We start from the raw sequence: 14168 nt of genomic DNA, 5'->3' as shown, positions 1-14168 counted from the left end.
TCGATGAAGTCAAGACGATTTGACTTTTTTCCGAATAAAATTAGTCCCGTGTTCAGTTACTACAAATAACCAAACGACCCTTTCTGTAGTTTAATCTTTTAAATTAAGGTCTTTAGTTAGCGATTAAGAAGTCTCTTCTCAGCATACTGAATCATCTTCTCAGCTACTTCTTTATCGTAGTAAAATCCCAGCTTTTTAGCAAGGGACTGAGCCTCTTGGTGGAAAAATTTCATCGTAGCAAACAAAGACTGAGTGATTTTATCTACACTTGAAAAATCAAGCAGATTCGAGAATTCCTTTTCTTTCTCAGGAGGTAAATAGTTAAAGAGATACTTGTAGTTCTTACCGATGTCAACTTTTCCCCTATCACTTACCACTTGCCAAGCCATTACCTTCAAGAGTTATTGTTGGCAAATACCGTAGAGATGGTCGGTGGAATAGACGACTTGCTTACGACAGATTCCTTTGACCACGTAGGCTGACACCCACCAAAATTCATTGCAGGAATTTTTAAAATCTGTCTCAGTAGCTGGATGTATCCAGAAACGCTTTAGACTGGGAGAATAAGGCTCAAACAAGCCCTTCTCATCTTCTAAAACTATGAATTTCGACTCGCTATCTACCCATTCTTTCATGTGTTCCTTAGGACAGAGGGTTAGATCAATTCGATTCCCATCTTCAAAGAGCATGAGATAGAGACGACGTTGACCAAGACCAACTTCTTGCTCAATAATGCGTTTGCCAAATTGCTCCAACCAAGAAAGGTCTTTCGTCAGATTATCTAAATCATCCACGACATAGACCACGTCATAGTCTTGAAATTCATCTTTTGGAGCATTTTGGTTTGTCCGTGAACCAGACATGGCGACAGCTTCTACTTGTATAGTTTTGGCAATTTGTAAAATCCGATTTAGCATTTCTGTTTCAGCTCTCATGTCAGTACCTTTTCGTTTTATAGATTACTAGGTGTCTGCCTCTTCTTACTGGATAGTTTTTATACTATAATTCCCCTGTCTGGTAAAGACTGTATCCTTCGTAGTAGTATGAAGCATCTACTCCCTTAAAGAAACTGGTCTGACTGAGGTCATCCGTCAAGTTATTGAGAAGTAAATACTTGAGTTCTCCAGTCGATACTGCACTACGCCTCATGGCATTCAGGTATTCATCCTTATCAATGGCGTTCCAATCTACCACCTTACCCAGCTTCTGACGAAGCATACAATCTAGCCAAATCCGCATTGTGCGTCCATTCCCCTCACGGAAAGGATGGGCAATATTCATATCCGCATACTTATCAACCACTTGATCAAAATTGTCATGAGGAAGTTTGTCAATATACTGTAAGGATTGCTCTAAAAAAATACGAGGCGCAAATTGAAAATTATCCTTTGCAATATTAACATCACGGATTTTTCCAGCGAAATCATAGATACCGGAAAATAGATAGTGGTGAATAGCTGACAGCCCTGCAAATGTCCCAACTTCCATCTTGAACAAGTCTCCTGTCTGGAAAAGCAGGGCGGCTTGTTTTTTTGTCAGTTTTTCTTCTGCATCTGCCAGCTGAGCTGAGTTTGTAGTGCCTAGTTTATTATCCAATACCTTATTTTCCCCTTATTAACGCCATTTTGTTATGAAATCATGTTCTATCAAAACCTAAATAAGTTGAAAATCCTAGAAGATAGATCACTCTTGCAACTGCCAATTCACTATCATCTTCAATATTTCCTTCTGCTTTCATAATGATTTCTTCAAAAACAGTATCATTTGGCACGATCTCTGTTCCCATTTTTTCTACTGCCTTCTCAGCTACTGACGGTAAATTCATACACATCTTATAAAAAGCATCTTTTTCACCCGTTACCATGAAATAAAATTGATCCAGGCTAACTCTACGAATAAATTTGTGACCAACTTTTTCCCCGTCAACTTTAGGTTCCCATTTAATATTTTGAGATTGCTTTGAAATCGCTTCGACCAAGAAACAGGCACAATCGTCATCCTTCAATAACTGATTTTGCATCTTGATAAAAGTCTTCCCTGATGATGCAGAATTCATAGTATTGTGCTTATTTTTCATTTCAACATAAATTCTACTTACACGCGAACCATCAGGTAAAGAAATTCCTCCTGGATTCTCGTATATAACATCCCAGCCACCTTCTTTTCCATTATCTGGGACACGACAATTCCTCATATATCTGAAAATAGTTTGATGGAAATAGCCAATATCATTATTATTTGACTTATCTCTTTGGCGAAAAATTTCATTACTAATAATTTCATCCCAAGAACTACGATAAACCGACTTATCAAAAATTAGTTTTACAGGATCTACAATATTCTTATTAAATCGTTTCAAATCAAAAGATTTCAATTTTTCACCATACTTCGAAATAGTATCTTGAACATGTTTTAAAAAATCTTCTTCACTAATAAAATCTAAATCCCAAGTCATAGTTGCTCCAAACTTTCTTTTATTTTTATACCCACTTCATAAGCCAAGTTAACTGGAACAGCATTCCCCACTTGCTTATATTGATTTCCTATGCTCCCTTGGAATATCCAATCATCTGGAAAACTTTGAATGCGAGCATTTTCACGAACTGTAAAAGGACGAGCCTCCAATGGATGGCAACGTTCTGTTTGTTTTTGGGTAGGAGATGTTAAAACTGTTAAAGATGGCTCATCTAAACTCATTCTTCTCAAAATACCTGTCCTGCCCCCAGTCATATTCCAAGTTGACTTCATATACTCTTTTGCAATATCTTCTGGAATATCACGCCAATAGCCACCTGGGGGAACTAATTCAAAAATTTTTCTCTTGTAATCAGAATATTGTGCACCAACACTAGGCGGACTATCTAATAATATATCTCTCAATACTGGCTTATATTCATGTGGTTCTGGATAATCAAACGAAATAATATCAGCTAAGTCATTTCTAACCCCAACCATAATCATACGTTCACGTTTCTGAGCCACTCCATAATCCCAGGCATTTAAAACCTTCCATTTAACCGTGTAACCTTCATCCGAAAAAATATCCATAATAGTTCGAAATGTTTTTCCATGATCATGAGAAACTAGGCCACGTACATTTTCAAAAACAAACATTTTCGGTTGAAGTTTATTTAGAAATATTGCATAGTGGTAGAATAATGTACCTCGAGCATCCTCTAAACCTAAACGTTTCCCAGCATAAGAAAAAGCTTGACAGGGAGCACCTCCGCTCAACAATTCTAGTTCTCCTTTTTTTATATTAAAATATTCCTCCAAATCAAGAGATGAAATATTTGCAATATCATCATGAATGACATTCCAACTAGGTCTGTTGTGCTTCAATGTTTCCGCTGCTGCTTTATCAAACTCAATCAAACCAATGGCTTCGAATCCAGCTTTTTCTATTCCAAGTGCCAAACCACCTGCACCTGCAAATAATTCAATAACTCTCACTCTTATTTCCTCTTTAAACTAACTTAAAACACTGTCGCTTCTTCCAATGTAAACTTGACATTATCCTCAATCCACTTACGGCGTGGTTCGACCTTGTCACCCATGAGTATATTGACGCGGCGTTCTGCGCGTGCTAGGTCTTCGATAGTGACACGGATAAGGGTACGGGTTTCTGGATTCATGGTTGTTTCCCAGAGCTGATCCGCATTCATCTCACCAAGACCTTTGTAGCGTTGAAGAGTAGCGCCTTTACCAAACTGCTTACGGAGTTCTTCTAGCTCTCCGTCTGTCCAAGCATAGGCCACTTCTTCTTTCTTGCCTTTTCCTTTGGACATCTTGTAAAGAGGTGGAAGGGCAATATAGACATGACCTGCCTCAACTAGCGGACGCATGTAGCGATAAAAGAATGTTAAAAGAAGTGTTTGAATATGGGCACCATCTGTATCCGCATCGGTCATGATAATAATCTTGTCATAGTTGGCATCTTCAAGGGAGAAGTCTGCTCCGACACCCGCACCGATAGTATATATCATGGTATTGATTTCTTCATTTTTGAGAATATCCGCCATCTTAGCCTTGGCTGTATTGATAACCTTACCACGAAGGGGCAAGATAGCCTGGAACTTACGGTCACGACCTTGTTTAGCCGAACCACCGGCAGAATCACCTTCGACCAGATAGAGTTCATTCTTAGCTGGATTTTTAGACTGGGCTGGGGTCAATTTCCCAGACAGCAAGCTCTTGTCTTTTTTATTTTTCTTACCATTTCGGCTCTCATCACGCGCCTTACGTGCTGCTTCACGAGCATCACGGGCCTTAATAGCCTTGCGGATGAGGTTAGAAGCCAATTCACCATTTTCCATAAGGAAAAAGGTCAACTTATCCGCCACAATTCCATCCACAACGGGACGAGCCAGAGGACTTCCTAATTTATCCTTGGTCTGTCCTTCAAACTGGAGGTGTTCTTCAGGAACCAAGATAGAAAGAACGGCCGCTAGTCCCTCACGATAGTCTGACCCTTCAAGGTTTTTATCTTTTTCCTTGAGAAGCCCCGTCTTACGCGCGTAGTCGTTCATAACCTTGGTAATGGCAGACTTAAGTCCAGTCTCATGCGTTCCACCATCCTTGGTACGAACGTTATTGACAAAGGACAAAATATTATCTGAAAATCCGTCATTATACTGAAGAGCTACTTCCACTTGGAAACCATTATCTTCCCCTTCAAAGTAAAGAACTGGCGTTAAGGTCTCCTTGTCTTCGTTCAGATAAGAAACAAAGTCTTGTACCCCATTCTCATAGTGGAATTCAATCGCTTCATCTGTTCGCTTATCTGTCAGAGACAAGGTTACATTTTTCAAGAGAAAAGCTGACTCATTGAGACGCTCTGAAATAGTATTGTACTTGAAGTCTGTCGTAGAGAAGATCGTCGCATCAGGCATAAACGTAACCTTTGTACCTGTCTTAGACTTGGGTGCTGTACCGATTTTCTTCAAAGTCGTGGCAGGTTTTCCACCATTTTCAAAACGTTGCTTATAGATTGCCCCATCACGGGTAATTTCAACTTCCAGCCAACTTGAAAGAGCGTTAACAACGGAAGAACCCACCCCATGGAGACCACCTGATGTCTTGTAGCCTCCTTGACCGAATTTTCCTCCGGCATGAAGAATGGTAAAGATAACCTCAACAGTTGGAATTCCCATAGCGTGCATACCCGTCGGCATCCCACGACCATGGTCTTGAACCGTTAAACTCCCATCTTTATTGATTGTCACATCAATACGGTCACCAAATCCAGACAAGGCCTCATCGACTGCATTATCAACGATTTCCCAAACTAGATGATGGAGACCAGCGCCATCGGTCGATCCGATATACATCCCTGGACGTTTACGAACCGCATCCAACCCTTCTAGCACCTGAATGGCATCATCATTATAATTGTTAATATTGATTTCCTTTTTTGACACAAGGAACCTCCTATTCGTTCATCTTTACTATTCTACAGGTTTTCCAAGGATTTTGCAAAATTTTTCTTTCTCCGGTGTGACAATTTCAGAAGAGATTCTCTGCCTTTCTTTTCCATTTCATGATATAATAGGAGTATGATTACAATAGTTTTATTAATCCTAGCCTATCTGCTGGGTTCAATTCCGTCTGGTCTCTGGATTGGACAAGTATTCTTTCAAATCAATCTGCGCGAACATGGTTCTGGAAATACTGGAACAACCAATACTTTCCGCATTTTAGGCAAGAAAGCTGGTATGGCAACCTTTGTGATTGACTTTTTCAAAGGAACCCTAGCAACACTTCTTCCAATTATGTTTCATCTACAAGGCGTTTCGCCTCTCATCTTTGGACTTTTGGCTGTTATTGGCCATACCTTTCCAATCTTTGCAGGATTTAAGGGTGGCAAGGCTGTCGCAACCAGTGCAGGTGTGATTTTTGGATTTGCGCCTGTCTTCTGTCTCTACCTAGCAGTTGTTTTCTTTGGAACCCTCTATCTTGGTAGTATGATTTCACTTTCCAGTGTCACAGCATCTATCGCAGCTGTTATCGGGGTTCTACTCTTTCCACTTTTTGGTTTTATCCTGAGTCACTATGACCCTCTCTTCATCGCTATTATCCTGGCTCTTGCTAGCTTGATTATCATTCGCCATAAGGACAATATCACACGCATCCAGAATAAGACTGAAAATCTTGTTCCTTGGGGATTAAACTTAACCCATCAAAATTCTAAAAAATAAACGCCAGTTTTGAATGAACTGACGTTTTTTGTATTCTTATTTTGATTTGATATAGTTGATACCATCTGCTTTTGGTGCGACTGCTTTTCCAAAGAAGGCTGCCAAGACAAGAATGGTCAAAACATAAGGTGCGATTTGAAGGTAAACCGCAGGCACTCCTTGTAGGAATGGCAATTGGGAACCGATAACAGCCAAACTTTGTGAAAGCCCAAAGAAGAGACTAGATAGCATGGCTCCGATTGGATTCCATTTTCCGAAAATCATCGCAGCAAGAGCGATAAATCCAGGACCAACAATAGTTGTCACTGAGAAGTTAACTGAGATGGATTGCGCATAAATCGCTCCGCCAATTCCACCTAGGAAACCGGAAATAATAACCCCTAAATATCTCATCTTGTAGACATTGATTCCCAAGGTATCCGCTGCTTGAGGGTGTTCACCGACAGAGCGAAGACGAAGACCAAATCGAGTCTTGAAGAGGATAAACCAAGCAAGGAACGAGAAGGCAATCGCTAGATAACCAAGTAGACTAGTTGACTTGAAGAAAATATCACCGATAACTGGGATATTTGCCAAGACTGGGAAATCAAAGCGTCCAAAAGTCTGACTTAGGTTGTCGGTTTGTCCTTTGTTATAAAGTACTTTCACCAAGAAAACAGCCAAGGCTGGCGCCATCAAGTTCAATACCGTACCGCTGACAACATGGTCTGCACGGAAATGAACCGTCGCTGCTGCGTGGATAATAGAGAAGAGGCCACCAACCAATCCTGCTACAAGCAAAGATAGCCATGGAGTTGCTGCTCCAAATTGTTCTGCAAATTCAAGGTTAAAGACAACTCCAGAAAAGGCACCCATAACCATAATTCCTTCAAGGCCGACATTTACCACACCACCACGTTCAGAGAAAACACCACCGATACTTGTAAAGATGAGGGGTGCTGAGTAAATCAGCATAGAAGACACTAAGAGGGTGAGCAAGGTTGTAATAGACATCTTTACTTACCTCCTTTAACTTGTTTTTTCGGTTTGACAAAGCGTTCGATAAGATAATGAACACTGACAAAGAAGATAATAGACGCTGTTACAATGCTGACAAGCTCAGACGGTACCTGCGCCGCATTCATACCAGGGGCTCCAACTTGGAGAACACCAAATAGGAAGGCTGCAAAGAGAATACCGATTGGTGAGTTGGCTGCAAGCAGACTAACTGCCATCCCGTTAAATCCAACAGCCAATGACGCCCCTTGAACATAGACGTTCTGGAAGGTTCCAAGCCCTTCAACAGCTCCACCAAGACCTGCCAAGGCACCTGAAATAATCATTGATAGAATAATAGTCCGTTTGGCAGAAATACCAGCATATTCTGAAGCATGTGGATTAAGACCAACCGCACGGATTTCAAAACCAAGGGTTGTTTTCTTGAGCATGAACCAAATAACTGCAACGGCAATGATGGCAAAGAAAATACCAATATTCATCCGCGAATTACCAGTCAACTCAGACAACCAAGGTGTCTGGTAGGTTGCATTAGCCCCAACACGAATAGTCGAATCTGTACTTTGCATGAAGTCTTTAGGAAAGGCATGGATAAAGGCATTCCCTACATACAAGACAATGTAGTTCATCATGATGGTTACGATAACCTCTGATGTCCCTAGATAGGCTCTCAGAATACCTGGAATCGCACCGACAATTCCACCAGCAATCAAGGCAATCACAATAGTTGCCAGAATCATCAAGGGACGTGGCATATCTGGATGCGACAGGGCAAACCAACCACTGAGAATCCAACCTGCCAAAGCCTGACCAGGAAGTCCGACGTTAAAGAAACCTGCACGACTGGCAACGGCAAAACCAAGACCAATCAAGACCAAAGGCCCCATAGCACGGAAGATTTCTCCAATCCCACGCAGGCTACCAAAGGCTGTGTAGAACAATTCTTCGTAGCCCCAAATAGCATCATAACCGAAGATCCACATGACAATGGCTCCAAGTAAAATTCCTAGGAATACAGAAATCAAGGGAACCGAAATTTGTTGTAATTTTTTAGACATCACTCTTCTCCTTTCCCAAGTTTCCACCAGCCATCAAGACACCAAGTTCTTGTTTATTGGTTGTTTCTGGTGATACAATACCTTGAATCTTCCCATCGTGGATAACGGCAATACGGTCTGAGACGTTTAAAATCTCATCTAGTTCAAAGCTGACAACAAGGACAGCCTTCCCATTATCACGCTCTTCAATCAAGCGCTTGTGGATATATTCAATGGCACCGACATCCAAACCACGAGTTGGCTGACTGACGATAAGGAGATCAGGATCACGATCAATTTCACGAGCAATAATTGCTTTTTGTTGATTTCCTCCTGAGAGTGCAGCTGCAGAAACAAATTCACTGGCAGCACGAACATCAAACTCTTCCATTAGCTTTTTAGCATAAGAAGTAATATTTGAATAGTTCAAAATTCCATTTTTACTATGTGGTTCTTTGTAGTAGGTTTGAAGGGCAATATTTTCAGAGATCATCATTTCCAAAATCAAACCATCACGGTGACGGTCTTCTGGAACGTGCCCAACACTTAGCTCTGTAATTTGTCGTGGGTGCAAGCCTACAATTGAATCTCCTTTTAGCTCAATGCTACCAGATTCAACCTTACGAAGACCTGTAATGGCTTGAATCAGTTCAGACTGACCATTTCCATCAATCCCCGCAATACCAACAATCTCTCCAGAACGAACATCCAAGGACAGATTTTTCACAGCTGGAACACCGCGGTTTTCATTGACCACCAAATCTTTGATTGACAAGACAACTTCTTTTGGTTGAGAGGCTTGTTTCTCTGTTTTAAAGGAAACAGAACGTCCTACCATCATTTCTGCTAAATCAGCATTGGTAGCTCCTGCAATTTCGACTGTTTCAATTGATTTCCCACGACGGATAACTGTAACACGGTCAGAAACTGCGCGAATCTCGTCCAACTTATGGGTGATCAAGATAATTGATTTCCCTTCTTTGACAAGATTTTTCATAATAGCCATCAACTCATCAATTTCTGATGGAGTCAAAACGGCCGTTGGTTCGTCAAAGATAAGGATATCAGCTCCCCGATAAAGGGTTTTTAAAATTTCTACACGTTGTTGGGCTCCAACTGAGATGTCTGCTACCTTGGCAGAAGGGTCCACAGCTAAGCCATAACGTTCAGAAAGAGCCTTGATTTCTTTGCTAGCTCCAGCGATATCTAGCACACCATTTTTAGTCAATTCACTTCCTAAAATAATGTTTTCAGCCACCGTGAAAGCCTCTACCAACATAAAGTGCTGGTGAACCATTCCGATTCCCAAGCTAGCTGCTTTAGATGGGGAGTCGAGGTTGACAACTTGACCGTTGACCGCGATTTCACCACTAGTTGGTTCAAGAAGCCCTGCTAACATGTTCATGAGCGTGGACTTACCAGCCCCATTTTCTCCTAAAAGTGCATGAATTTCACCTTTTCGTAGGTGCAGGTTGATTTTGTCGTTGGCAACAAATTCACCAAACACCTTGGTAATATCACGCATCTCAATGACATTTTCGTGTGCCATGTGCTCTTCCTTTCAGAGTCTTATTTTATTTCAATAAAACTTGCTAGTTTGTCTAGTAGCAAGCTTTACTGAGACAAAATGACTTTGTCTCAACTCTTAAAAAGCGGCCGATGGCCGCTTCCTAAGAAATGACTTCCATCCATTATTTTTCAGGAACTTTTACGCTTCCATCAAGGATTTTAGCTTTTGCATCTTCGACAGCTTTTTTACCTTCTTCAGAAAGGTTAGTTGTTACCAAGTCAACCCCTTTATCCTTCAATGAGTAAACGATCACTTGACCGCCAGGGAATTCACCTTTTTCTGCCTTGTTAGAAATATCTTTTACAGTTGTACCAACTTGTTTCAAAGTAGATACAAGAACAAAGTTTGATTCTTTGCCATCTTTAGAAGTGTATTTACCTTCTGCTTCTTGGTCACGGTCAACACCGATAACCCAAACTTTTTCATTTTCAGGACGACTTTCGTTAAGTGATTTTGCTTCTGCAAAGACACCAGCACCTGTTCCACCTGCTGCTTGATAAACAACGTCTGCACCAGCTGCGTATTGTGCTGCTGCAATTGTTTTACCTTTAGCAGCATCACCAAATGAACCAGCATAGTCAACTTGTACTTTGATAGATGGATCTACTGACTCAACACCAGCTTTAAATCCAGCTGCAAAACGTGAGATAACTTCAGACTCAATACCACCTACAAAACCAACTTGTTTTGTTTTAGTTGTTTTAGCCGCTGCAACACCCGCAAGGTAAGCAGCTTCGTTATCAGCAAACGTTACGCTAGCAACATTCTTTTTATCTTTAATCACATCATCAATCAAGACATAGTTCAAATCAGTGTGCTCTTCAGCTGCATCTTTAACTGCATTGTGAAGGGCAAAACCAACTCCGAAGATTAGGTTGTAACTTCCAGCCGCTTGTTGCAAGTTGTTAGCGTAGTCAGCTTCACTTGTTGATTGGAAGTAAGTGAAACCTTTATCTTTTGAAAGATTGTGTTCTTTACCCCAGTCTTGCAAACCTTCCCAAGCTGATTGGTTGAATGATTTGTCATCAACACCACCAGTATCAGTGACGATTGCTGCTTTTGTCTTCACATCAGAAGATGAATCTGCCTTACGAGAAGAGCGGTTACCACATGCAGCAAGTCCAACTGCTGCCACTGCTACTAGGCCAAGACCTAGCCATTGTTTCTTGTTCATTACTGAACCTCCTAAATAAGATGTGCAACGATGTTGCAAGTATGGATTGGTTGGCCACAAGGACCGTGCCACTCAAAGAGCGACTCAGACTAGTTTAAGTCTGTAAAAGAATATGGAAGTAATTCCCCGACCGTCATCTCGACCGTCGATTTATCTTTTGCGACTAAGGTCACTTTTAGATCTTGTTCAAAAAATTCGACCATTACTTGGCGACAAGCACCACATGGTGAAATTGGTTTTTCAGTTTGACCATAAACAATCAGCTCTGAAAACTCTCTTTGCCCTTCAGATACAGCCTTAAAAATGGCTGTTCTCTCACCGCAATTGGTCAAAGGATAGCTAGCATTTTCGATATTCACTCCCGTGTAAACACTTCCGTCTTTTGCCACTAAAACTGCTCCGATAGGAAAGTGAGAATAGGGGACATAGGCACGTTTGCTGGTTTCAATTGCCAGTTCAATCAACTCAGTAGTCGCCATCTGCCAATTCTCCTTTTAGAATTGCTACTCCAGCTGACGTTCCGATACGGGTCGCCCCTGCTTCCACAAAGGCAAGAGCATCTGCATAAGAACGAGCTCCACCAGCAGCCTTGACACCCATATCAGGCCCAACTGTTTCACGCATCAATTGAACATCTGCTATCGTAGCGCCACCAGTTGAAAAGCCAGTAGATGTTTTAACAAAATCAGCTCCTGCTTTTTGGGCTAATTGACAAGCCACAACTTTTTCTTGATCTGTCAGAAGGCAAGCTTCAATAATGACTTTCACTAACTTGTCACCACTTGCTTCCACGACTGCGCGAATATCTGACTCTACCAAGGCTAAATTGCCTGATTTGAGAGCCCCAACATTGATTACCATGTCAATCTCATCAGCCCCATTTTGGATAGCTTCTTTTGTCTCAAAAGCTTTCACAGTTGAAGTTGTTGCTCCCAAGGGGAAACCTACTACTGTGCAGACCTTGACATCTGTGCCTTCAAGCCCTTTTTTGGCATGTTCAACCCAGGTCGGATTAACGCAAACACTGGCAAAATCATACTCCCTAGCCTCAGACAACAAACAATCAATTTGATTTTCTGTTGCATCTTGTTTTAAAAGCGTATGATCGATATATTTATTTAATTTCATATTCGGATTCTCCTGCAGTTTATGAGATAATTTCTATAATTTCTCGTAAACTTTGCACCCTATCATTTATTTTAACATATTTTTGAAAATCTGTAACTAGCTGAGGAAAAATTTTTCCATTTGTGTATACTTTTGCAACAATTTCTCCCTTTTGAACGGAATCTCCAACTTTCTTTTCAAAAACAATTCCTGTTTCATAGTCCAAGGCATCAGACTTGACTGCACGGCCTGCCCCCAGTCTCATAGCATAAAGCCCAAATTCCATAGCTGGAAGAGCTGAAATGACACCCGTTTCCTGAGCAGGTATTTCCACCACATGGGCTACATTTACAGAACGATAGAGGTCTTCTAAGTCTCCACCTTGGGCTTGGACCATCTCCTCAAACTTAGCAAGCGCTTGGCCATTTTCAAGATGTTGACGAACTTCTTCAACTGTCTTGTTTACATTTGCCAGGCCAAGCATAATTTGAGCCAATTCACAGATGAAGTGGGTAATATCCTGACGTCCTTGACCTTGTAAAATCTCAAGTGCTTCAAGAATTTCTAGACGATTTCCAATCGCTCGTCCCAAGGGCTGACTCATATCGGTAATCACTGCTACCGTTTTTCTACCAACTGCCTTACCAAGTTCCACCATAGTTTGAGCCAACTCACGCGCCTCATCAACCGTCTTCATGAAGGCGCCCTCACCGACAGTCACATCTAGTAAAATAGCATCCGCTCCTGCAGCGATTTTCTTGCTCATCACCGAACTCGCAATCAAAGGAATCGTGTCAACAGTTGCGGTCACATCACGGAGAGCGTAGAGAAGCTTATCTGCTTTGACCAGCTGGTCTGATTGCCCAATGACAGATACACCAATATCCTGAACTTGACGAATGAAATCTTCTTGACTGCGTTCCACTTGATAGCCCTTAATGGACTCCAATTTATCAATTGTCCCACCAGTATGGCCGAGACCACGACCACTCATTTTTGCCACAGGAACACCAAAGCTTGCAACAAGAGGAGCCAAAATCAAGGTTACCTTATCGCCGACACCACCAGTAGAATGCTTGTCAACTTTCACACCATCAATGGCAGACAGGTCAAACTCTTGCCCAGTCTTGACCATCTTCATAGTTAGGTCAGAGATTTCTCGTGTCGTCATTCCTTTGAAATAAACAGCCATAGCAAAGGCAGACATCTGATAATCAGGAACAGTTCCTGATACATAGCCTTCTACCAGCCATTCAATTTCACTCGAAGTCAGTTCTTGACCGTCTCGTTTCTTTTGGATTAAATCAACTGCTCTCATTCGTTCACACTTCTAAGGATATAGTATCCCTTATCTTTTTTGACGATTTCACAATTACCAAATACATCTTCCATCTTGGACTTAGCACTTGGAGCCCCTTGTTTTTTCTGGATAACGATAGTCAAATCCCCACCAGTTTCCAAGAAATCTTTACTTTTCTCAATGATTTCATGAACTACTTGCTTGCCTGCACGGATAGGAGGATTGGAAATAACATGGTCAAATGTACCTTCAACTTGTTCATAGATGTTGGACTGGAAAATCGTCGCTTCTACTTTATTTCGTTCAGCATTTTGTCGCGCCAAATCCAAGGCACGATTATTGATATCGACCATGGTCGCCTGAACTCCATAAGCCTTAGCTAAAGACAAGCCCAAAGGTCCGTAACCACAGCCTACATCAAGGACAGTTTCTCCTTGGTTGACCTCTAGACACTTGAGCAAGAGTTGACTTCCGAAGTCAACCATTTTCTTGCTAAAAACACCCGCATCCGTCAAAAAGGTCATTTTTTCTCCCAACAAGTCCACTCTCAACTCATGAATGTCGTGAGCAGCGTCAGGATTTTCTGCATAATACATTTTACTCATGAAACTATTTTACCATAATTTGACTTAAATTGTAAATCGTTTACATATCCAGAATGAGACAAAAAGATTGAAGGAAGTTGCTTTACAATAGCTCCCCTTCAATCTCTTTCAACCTTTATAAGCAAATAGTATTTCATCTAGGACTACAGCTATCATTGACATGATAAAACAACAAATTTATT

General features: G+C 41.3%; 13 protein-coding genes and 1 pseudogene. 1 reads left to right on the top strand and 13 read right to left on the bottom strand.

The genetic code is table 11. The annotated features are described in order from the left end of the window. Positions 1–116: 116 nt before the first annotated feature. The 5 genes and pseudogenes from DSY56_RS00905 to parE form a co-directional block, all read right to left on the bottom strand. A pseudogene (locus DSY56_RS00905) lies at positions 117–935 on the bottom strand (aminoglycoside 6-adenylyltransferase). Between the two features lie 64 nt (positions 936–999). Beyond that, complete coding sequence (fic, locus tag DSY56_RS00900; RefSeq protein ID WP_112443539.1) at positions 1000–1596, bottom strand: protein adenylyltransferase Fic; 597 nt, start codon at positions 1594–1596, stop codon at positions 1000–1002. A 40-nt stretch (positions 1597–1636) separates the two neighbouring features. Continuing rightward, the gene (locus DSY56_RS00895; protein ID WP_112443538.1) at positions 1637–2455 is read right to left on the bottom strand and encodes an Eco47II family restriction endonuclease; all 819 of its coding nucleotides are present in this window, start codon (positions 2453–2455) and stop codon (positions 1637–1639) included. Beyond that, entirely contained in the window at positions 2452–3453 is a 1002-nt protein-coding gene (locus tag DSY56_RS00890) for a DNA cytosine methyltransferase (RefSeq protein WP_112443537.1), read from the bottom strand. The genes DSY56_RS00895 and DSY56_RS00890 overlap by 4 nt, the downstream gene beginning before the upstream one ends. Positions 3454–3476: 23 nt before the next feature. Next, positions 3477–5420, bottom strand: a complete 1944-nt coding sequence (gene parE / locus DSY56_RS00885; RefSeq protein WP_112443536.1) for a DNA topoisomerase IV subunit B — start codon at positions 5418–5420, stop codon at positions 3477–3479. Between the two features lie 135 nt (positions 5421–5555). On the opposite strand from parE, the gene plsY reads away from it, so the two are divergent. Then, complete coding sequence (gene plsY, locus DSY56_RS00880; RefSeq protein ID WP_112443535.1) at positions 5556–6197, top strand: glycerol-3-phosphate 1-O-acyltransferase PlsY; 642 nt, start codon at positions 5556–5558, stop codon at positions 6195–6197. A 36-nt stretch (positions 6198–6233) separates the two neighbouring features. Here the strand turns inward: plsY and DSY56_RS00875 are convergent, their stop codons facing one another. From DSY56_RS00875 to DSY56_RS00840, 8 genes are all read right to left on the bottom strand, one after another. Beyond that, positions 6234–7190, bottom strand: coding sequence for an ABC transporter permease (locus tag DSY56_RS00875; protein WP_000029124.1), 957 nt, complete (start codon positions 7188–7190; stop codon positions 6234–6236). Between the two features lie 2 nt (positions 7191–7192). Beyond that, positions 7193–8251 (bottom strand): ABC transporter permease, encoded by a 1059-nt coding sequence (locus tag DSY56_RS00870; RefSeq protein ID WP_000038670.1) that lies wholly within the window; start codon positions 8249–8251, stop codon positions 7193–7195. Further along, positions 8244–9779 carry an ABC transporter ATP-binding protein gene (locus tag DSY56_RS00865; RefSeq protein WP_112443534.1) on the bottom strand — a complete coding sequence of 512 codons (1536 nt, stop codon included), beginning with the start codon at positions 9777–9779 and terminating at the stop codon, positions 8244–8246. Before DSY56_RS00865 ends, DSY56_RS00870 begins: the two co-directional genes overlap by 8 nt. A 142-nt stretch (positions 9780–9921) precedes the next feature. After that, positions 9922–10974: a BMP family lipoprotein gene (locus DSY56_RS00860; protein WP_112443533.1), complete on the bottom strand. Its 1053-nt coding sequence runs from the start codon at positions 10972–10974 to the stop codon at positions 9922–9924. A gap of 89 nt (positions 10975–11063) precedes the next feature. Next, positions 11064–11453, bottom strand: coding sequence for a cytidine deaminase (locus DSY56_RS00855; RefSeq protein WP_112443532.1), 390 nt, complete (start codon positions 11451–11453; stop codon positions 11064–11066). Next, the gene (gene deoC, locus DSY56_RS00850) at positions 11440–12102 is read right to left on the bottom strand and encodes a deoxyribose-phosphate aldolase (protein ID WP_112443531.1); all 663 of its coding nucleotides are present in this window, start codon (positions 12100–12102) and stop codon (positions 11440–11442) included. Before deoC ends, DSY56_RS00855 begins: the two co-directional genes overlap by 14 nt. A 19-nt stretch (positions 12103–12121) precedes the next feature. Beyond that, positions 12122–13399 (bottom strand): pyrimidine-nucleoside phosphorylase, encoded by a 1278-nt coding sequence (locus DSY56_RS00845; protein ID WP_112443530.1) that lies wholly within the window; start codon positions 13397–13399, stop codon positions 12122–12124. After that, on the bottom strand, positions 13396–13986 hold the full coding sequence (locus DSY56_RS00840) for a methyltransferase (RefSeq protein WP_112443529.1): 591 nt from the start codon (positions 13984–13986) through the stop codon (positions 13396–13398). The genes DSY56_RS00845 and DSY56_RS00840 overlap by 4 nt, the downstream gene beginning before the upstream one ends. Positions 13987–14168: the final 182 nt, after the last annotated feature.

Origin of the sequence: Streptococcus sp. 596553 (assembly GCF_900411395.1) — a bacterium.
Lineage (GTDB): Bacteria > Bacillota > Bacilli > Lactobacillales > Streptococcaceae > Streptococcus > Streptococcus mitis_BA.
Note: the sequence above shows the minus strand (reverse complement) of the source record. Positions and strands in the feature narration are given on the sequence as shown.

Coding starts and splice junctions, on each gene's coding strand:
- DSY56_RS00865 (WP_112443534.1), bottom strand. CDS start 9,779: ATGGCACACGAAAATGTCATTGAGATGCGTGATATTACCAAGGTGTTT.
- deoC (WP_112443531.1), bottom strand. CDS start 12,102: ATGAAATTAAATAAATATATCGATCATACGCTTTTAAAACAAGATGCA.
- DSY56_RS00840 (WP_112443529.1), bottom strand. CDS start 13,986: ATGAGTAAAATGTATTATGCAGAAAATCCTGACGCTGCTCACGACATT.
- DSY56_RS00860 (WP_112443533.1), bottom strand. CDS start 10,974: ATGAACAAGAAACAATGGCTAGGTCTTGGCCTAGTAGCAGTGGCAGCA.
- DSY56_RS00845 (WP_112443530.1), bottom strand. CDS start 13,399: ATGAGAGCAGTTGATTTAATCCAAAAGAAACGAGACGGTCAAGAACTG.
- DSY56_RS00895 (WP_112443538.1), bottom strand. CDS start 2,455: ATGACTTGGGATTTAGATTTTATTAGTGAAGAAGATTTTTTAAAACAT.
- DSY56_RS00875 (WP_000029124.1), bottom strand. CDS start 7,190: ATGTCTATTACAACCTTGCTCACCCTCTTAGTGTCTTCTATGCTGATT.
- DSY56_RS00855 (WP_112443532.1), bottom strand. CDS start 11,453: ATGGCGACTACTGAGTTGATTGAACTGGCAATTGAAACCAGCAAACGT.
- DSY56_RS00870 (WP_000038670.1), bottom strand. CDS start 8,251: ATGTCTAAAAAATTACAACAAATTTCGGTTCCCTTGATTTCTGTATTC.
- plsY (WP_112443535.1), top strand. CDS start 5,556: ATGATTACAATAGTTTTATTAATCCTAGCCTATCTGCTGGGTTCAATT.